Source organism: Kitasatospora sp. NPDC057512 (assembly GCF_042802135.1).
GTDB lineage: Bacteria > Actinomycetota > Actinomycetes > Streptomycetales > Streptomycetaceae > Kitasatospora.
In genome coordinates this window covers 1-5,574 of the sequence record NZ_JBHVET010000594.1, presented here as the reverse complement: position 1 = coordinate 5,574, position 5,574 = coordinate 1, and the positions used below count along the sequence as shown (strand labels likewise).

General features: G+C 72.6%; 5 protein-coding genes. 4 read left to right on the top strand and 1 reads right to left on the bottom strand.

The window, feature by feature from the left end:
- Positions 1-109: 109 nt before the first annotated feature.
- Positions 110-1,108: a LysR family transcriptional regulator gene (locus ACFU6K_RS29885; RefSeq protein WP_380668233.1), complete on the top strand. Its 999-nt coding sequence runs from the start codon at positions 110-112 to the stop codon at positions 1,106-1,108.
- Between the two features lie 99 nt (positions 1,109-1,207).
- Here the strand turns inward: ACFU6K_RS29885 and ACFU6K_RS29880 are convergent, their stop codons facing one another.
- The gene (locus ACFU6K_RS29880) at positions 1,208-1,534 is read right to left on the bottom strand and encodes a WhiB family transcriptional regulator (RefSeq protein WP_350519940.1); all 327 of its coding nucleotides are present in this window, start codon (positions 1,532-1,534) and stop codon (positions 1,208-1,210) included.
- Between the two features lie 563 nt (positions 1,535-2,097).
- Between ACFU6K_RS29880 and ACFU6K_RS29875 the strand changes: the two genes are divergently transcribed.
- The 3 genes from ACFU6K_RS29875 (at position 2,098) to guaB (ending at position 5,542) form a co-directional block, all read left to right on the top strand.
- Positions 2,098-2,709, top strand: coding sequence for a response regulator transcription factor (locus ACFU6K_RS29875; RefSeq protein ID WP_014136228.1), 612 nt, complete (start codon positions 2,098-2,100; stop codon positions 2,707-2,709).
- Positions 2,710-3,044: 335 nt separating this feature from the next.
- A complete protein-coding gene (gene shbA / locus ACFU6K_RS29870) occupies positions 3,045-3,761 on the top strand; it encodes an RNA polymerase sigma factor ShbA (RefSeq protein WP_380668231.1) in 717 nt (238 codons plus the stop codon).
- A gap of 278 nt (positions 3,762-4,039) precedes the next feature.
- Entirely contained in the window at positions 4,040-5,542 is a 1,503-nt protein-coding gene (gene guaB, locus ACFU6K_RS29865) for an IMP dehydrogenase (RefSeq protein WP_380668229.1), read from the top strand.
- Positions 5,543-5,574: the final 32 nt, after the last annotated feature.

The following is a 5,574-nucleotide window of genomic DNA, read 5'->3' as shown; positions in this document are numbered from 1 at the left end:
GCTCCCCTGGGGGCGGGCCGGGCCTCCGGCGTTCCGCCCGGGGCCCCGCTTGAGGCTTCAACTATCAGGAGAATTTTGCAGAATGCAAAGATTGCCTTATAACTAAGGCATGATCGAGGCCCGCCATCTGCGCGTTCTGCGTGCCGTCGCCCGCACCGGCTCCTTCTCCGCCGCCGCCCGCGAGCTGGGGTGTACGCAGCCCGCCATCAGCCAGCAGATGAAGGCCCTGGAGAAGTCGGTGGACACCCCGCTGGTGGTCCGCTCGGGCCGCGGGATGCAGCTCAGCGAGGCCGGCCGGGTCCTGCTCAAGCATGCCACCGGAATCCTGGCCGGGCTCTCCGCCGCCGAGGAGGAGGTGGCCGCGATCGCCGGGCTGCGGGCCGGGCGGGTGCGGCTGGTCTCCTTCCCGACCGCGAGCTCCACCCTGGTGCCGCCCGCGGTCGCCCGCCTGCGGGACAGCCATCCGGGGGTGCGCGTGTCGCTGGTCGAGGCCGAGCCGCCGGAGTCGCTGGCGATGCTGCGCGGCGGCGAGTGCGAGATCGCGCTGGCCTTCCGCTACCCGCAGTCCGACGGCGCCGTCGCGCTCCCGGCGCCCGCCCACGGCACGCCGCGCGAGGCCCGGGCCGAGGCCAACCTGGAGGCGCAGCAGCTGACCGCCGGGACCGACTGGTCCGACCTGGTGGTCACGCCGCTGCTGGACGACCCGCTGGTGGGCGTGCTGCCGGCCGCCCACCCGCTGGCGGGGCGGGGCGGAGCGGTGGGGCTGACCGAGCTGGCGGGGGAGCAGTGGATCGCCGGCTGCCCGCAGTGCCGGGGGCACCTGGTGGAGCTGTGCGCCGGGGCGGGCTTCGAGCCGCGGATCGACTTCGCGACGGACGACTACCCGGCGGTGGTCGGCCTGGTGGCGGCCGGTCTCGGGGTGGCGGTGCTGCCCCGGCTGGCGCTCCGGTCGGTGCGCCCTGACGGCGTGTCGACGGTGCCGGTGCGGACGGCCTCCGGGGCGCCCGCGGTGCGCCAGGTGGTCGCGCTGACGCTCCCGGACCTGGCCGAGGTGCCGGCCGTGGCGCTGATGCTGGAGCGGCTGGCGGGGGCGGCCGCCGACCGCTGACGGTGGGTGACGGGGTCGCGGCGGCCCGGTACGTACGGTGAGCCAGAAGGTTGAAGCGCCGCGAAGAAACGTTTCTTCACGGCGCTCGTGGAGACGGGTCTACCGCTGGGCGACCGCCGGCGGGGTCAGCGGAACCTCGACCAGTCGGTGCCGCGAGCGCCCCAGCATCTCCTCGCGTTCGTCCTCGGTCATCCCGCCCCACACGCCGTACGGCTCGCGGACCGCCAGCGCGTGCGCCGCGCACTCGGCGATCACCGGGCAGCGCATGCAGACCTCCTTGGCGCTGGCCTCGCGCGAACTGCGCGCGGCCCCGCGCTCGCCCTCGGGGTGGAAGAAGAGCGAGCTGTCCACGCCACGGCAGGCTGCGGAGAGCTGCCAGTCCCAGAGGTCCGCGTTGGGACCGGGGAGGCGGGAGAAATCTGCCATGGCTCATTCCCTTCAGAGGCTGTCGGCCGTCGGCCGGGCGTTCGGCGGGGCTGCTGCCGAGCGGTGCGGCGGGGCTTCGATGCACTGGTGTGGACACCTGGAAATATGACTTAAGGCAACTCCATGGACAAGTCACCCACACACTGGCACAACAGTCAATGACCATACGAAAGCTATAAAAACGGGCATAGTGGGCAAGGGGCTCCAGCGGGCGCGGGTGTGGCAATCGGGTGGTCGACGGGCGCGCGGGGTGCCGAATCGATGTGCGGGTCGTACGCCGACCGCGCGCGAGCTGCGCAAAAGAGCGGCGTGTGCACCGCGATGCGGCTGATCGGTAATGGGTTGGCCACGTACAGTGGTGGAGATGGCCCCGAAGGCCGTAACTCATTCGAGTGACGGTCGTTGGAAGTGCGGAGGCGGTTAGCGGGCGCCGGACGTCGGGAACGATCGCGGGCAGGTTGGGGCGATCACCGCGGAGTCCGTCGCCGATCGGCCGTGTCGTAGAGGTTCGTACCAGCCAGGAGGCTCAACGTGACGCGGATCAGCTGCGGAGGACGACGGTCATGACTTCCGTTCTCGTTTGCGACGATTCCCCGCTCGCCCGCGAGGCGCTTCGCCGCGCGGTCGCGACCGTACCCGGTGTGGACCGGGTCACCACCGCGACGAACGGGGAGGAGGTCCTCCGCCGCTGGGTGGCCGACCGCTCCGATCTCGTTCTGATGGACGTCCGGATGCCCGGCCTCGGCGGGGTCGAGACGGTCCGGCGGCTGCTGTCCGCCGATCCGGGCGCGCGGATCATCATGCTCACCGTCGCCGAGGACCTCGACGGGGTCGCGCTCGCGGTGGCCGCGGGCGCCCGCGGGTACCTGCACAAGGACGCCTCGCGCGCCGAGCTGCGGGCCACCGTCACCCAGGCCCTCGCCGACCCGACCTGGCGGCTCGCCCCCCGCCGGCTGCGCAGCCCCGACATGGGTGCGGCGCCCACCCTGACGGCGCGTGAGATCCAGGTGCTGGAGGGCATGAGCCACGGCCGCAGCAACGCCGAGATCGGCCGCGAGCTGTTCCTCTCCGAGGACACCGTCAAGACCCACGCCCGACGGCTGTTCAAGAAGCTCGGGGCCTCCGACCGGGCGCACGCGGTGGCGCTGGGCTTCCGCTGGGGCCTGGTCCGCTGACCACCGGCGGCGCCGCCGGTTGCGGCGTGCCGCCGGAGGTTCCCGGAGCGGGCGCCGCACGGGCGTGTGACGTTACGGTCCCGAGGTTGCACCATGGAGGAGTGGAGCACCTCGGGGACCAGCGGACAGGCACTGCGGCGAACCACGCAGCCGCAGGACACTCGGCGGACGGCGCGACGGACGGGACCGCCGACGGCGGCGGGGCGGGAGGCGGCACGGTGCAGGAGGGGCCGGTGGTGCGCGGGACGCCGGACGGTGCCGCAGCGCATAACGTTCCGGTGCACAACTCCGGACGCGGTGCCGCGTTTTCCCGCTCGACCAGGCACCATGGACCGATGCGCGACGACGTCGCCGGTGCGACCGGCCAGGCGGACCCGGTGGAGGCCGAGCCCTCCGGTCCGGGCCACGGTCCGTCGTACGCCGAACCCGGCGGTTCCGCCGGGGCGGCCGGGCCGGGCCGCCGGCCGGTGCTCGGCACGGGCGGCTCGCCGCTGGTGGGCGAACTGGTCGCGGCCGCGGTGCGCGGCGAGGGCCCGGCGATCGACGCGCTGCTCGCCTACGTCCACCCGCTGGCGCTGCGGTACTGCCGCGCCAAGCTGGTCCGGCTGCCCGGTGGGGCCCGCCACCACGTGGACGACGTCGCGCAGGAGGTCTGCGTGGCGGTGCTCTGCGCGCTGCCCCGGTACAAGGACCAGGGGCGCCCGTTCGAGGCCTTCGTGTACGGGATCGCCGCGCACAAGATCGCCGATCTCCAGCGGGCCGCGATGCGCGGGCCCGGCTCGACCGTCGTGCCGCAGGACGACCTGCCGGAGGTGCCGGACGAGGCGCTCGGCCCGGAGGAGCAGGCGCTGCTGAGCAGCGACGCGGCCTGGGCGAAGGAGCTGCTCTCCAACCTGCCGGCCCGTCAGCGCGAGCTGGTGCTGCTGCGGGTGGCCGCCGGGCTGTCGGCGGAGGAGACCGGCGAGGTGCTCGGAATGTCACCGGGTGCCGTCCGGGTGGCCCAGCACCGGGCGCTCAGCCGGCTGCGGGCGCTCGCGGAGGAGTCCTCCTGACCACTCCTCCCGTTGCGTGCCGTTTCCGCCGGTTGCGGGCGGAATGATCCACGGGGCGGGGTTGTTGTCAAGGGCACACGAGGACACATTCGCGGTGCCAGTACCATGGGGTATCGGCGCCTGGGCGGGTTGCCAAAGTTTGACGGGTGCGCGCGGGGTCCCCTTGGAGGATCCTCCTATTCGTACCCGGCTTCGGCGGTCTGCGCGAGTGAGCGATGAATGCGCCCCCACCCTCAGGGCGTGAGCGGATTAGGCCGGCCACGGAAGGTACCCCCCAAATGTCTTACAACGCCGCAGGCGTACCCGAGAAGTTCGCCATGCTCGGGCTCACGTACGACGACGTCCTGCTGCTGCCCGGGGCCTCCGAGGTGCTGCCGAACCAGGTGGACACCTCCTCCCGGGTCTCCCGGAACGTGCGCGTCAACATCCCGCTGCTGTCCGCGGCGATGGACAAGGTCACCGAGTCGCGCATGGCCATCGCGATGGCCCGCCAGGGCGGCGTCGGCGTGCTGCACCGCAACCTCTCGGTCGAGGACCAGGCCAACCAGGTCGACCTGGTGAAGCGGTCCGAGTCCGGCATGGTCACCGACCCGATCACGGTCGGCCCGGAGACCACCCTGGCCGAGGCCGACGCGCTGTGCGCCAAGTTCCGCATCTCCGGCGTGCCGATCGCCGACGAGGCGGGCAAGCTGCTCGGCATCGTCACCAACCGCGACATGGCCTTCGAGTCGGACCGCACCCGCCAGGTCCGCGAGATCATGACCCCGATGCCGCTGATCACCGGCAAGGTCGGCATCTCCGGCGTGGACGCGATGGCCCTGCTGCGCCGCCACAAGATCGAGAAGCTGCCGCTGGTCGACGACGAGGGCCGGATCAAGGGCCTGATCACCGTCAAGGACTTCGTCAAGGCCGAGCAGTACCCGAACGCCGCCAAGGACGCCGAGGGCCGGCTGCTGGTCGGCGCCGCCGTCGGTGCCAGCGCCGAGGCGTTCGACCGGGCCCAGGCCCTGGTCGAGGCCGGCGCGGACTTCCTGGTGGTGGACACCTCGCACGGCCACAGCCACAACGCGCTGGCCTGGATCGCGAAGATCAAGTCGGCCGTCGGGATCGACGTGGTCGGCGGCAACGTGGCCACCCGGGACGGCGCCCAGGCGCTGATCGACGCCGGCGTGGACGGCGTCAAGGTCGGCGTCGGCCCCGGCTCCATCTGCACCACCCGCGTGGTCGCCGGCATCGGCGTCCCGCAGGTCACCGCCATCTACGAGGCCGCCCAGGCCTGCCTGGCGGCCGGCGTGCCGGTCATCGGCGACGGCGGCCTGCAGTACTCGGGCGACATCGGCAAGGCGCTGGCCGCCGGTGCCGACACCGTGATGCTCGGCTCGCTGCTGGCCGGCTGCGAGGAGTCCCCGGGCGAGCTGATGTTCATCAACGGCAAGCAGTTCAAGTCCTACCGCGGCATGGGCTCGCTGGGTGCCATGCAGTCCCGCGGCCAGGGCCGCTCGTACTCCAAGGACCGCTACTTCCAGGCCGAGGTGGCCTCGGACGACAAGCTCGTCCCCGAGGGCATCGAGGGCCAGGTGCCCTACCGCGGCCCGCTGTCGGCCGTGCTGCACCAGCTGGTCGGCGGTCTGCGCCAGACCATGGGCTACGTCGGCGCCGGCACCGTCGCCGAGATGGAGAGCAAGGGCCGCTTCGTCCGGATCACCTCGGCGGGCCTCAAGGAGAGCCACCCGCACGACATCCAGATGACCGTCGAGGCGCCGAACTACTCGGCCCGCTGAGCCACCGGCCACCGAGGGGCCCGCTGCCGCAC

Bases quoted from the DNA above. Each gene is read 5' to 3' on its own strand.
- ACFU6K_RS29885 (WP_380668233.1), top strand. From the start codon at position 110: ATGATCGAGGCCCGCCATCTGCGCGTTCTGCGTGCCGTCGCCCGCACC.
- ACFU6K_RS29880 (WP_350519940.1), bottom strand. From the start codon at position 1,534: ATGGCAGATTTCTCCCGCCTCCCCGGTCCCAACGCGGACCTCTGGGAC.
- ACFU6K_RS29875 (WP_014136228.1), top strand. From the start codon at position 2,098: ATGACTTCCGTTCTCGTTTGCGACGATTCCCCGCTCGCCCGCGAGGCG.
- shbA (WP_380668231.1), top strand. From the start codon at position 3,045: ATGCGCGACGACGTCGCCGGTGCGACCGGCCAGGCGGACCCGGTGGAG.
- guaB (WP_380668229.1), top strand. From the start codon at position 4,040: ATGTCTTACAACGCCGCAGGCGTACCCGAGAAGTTCGCCATGCTCGGG.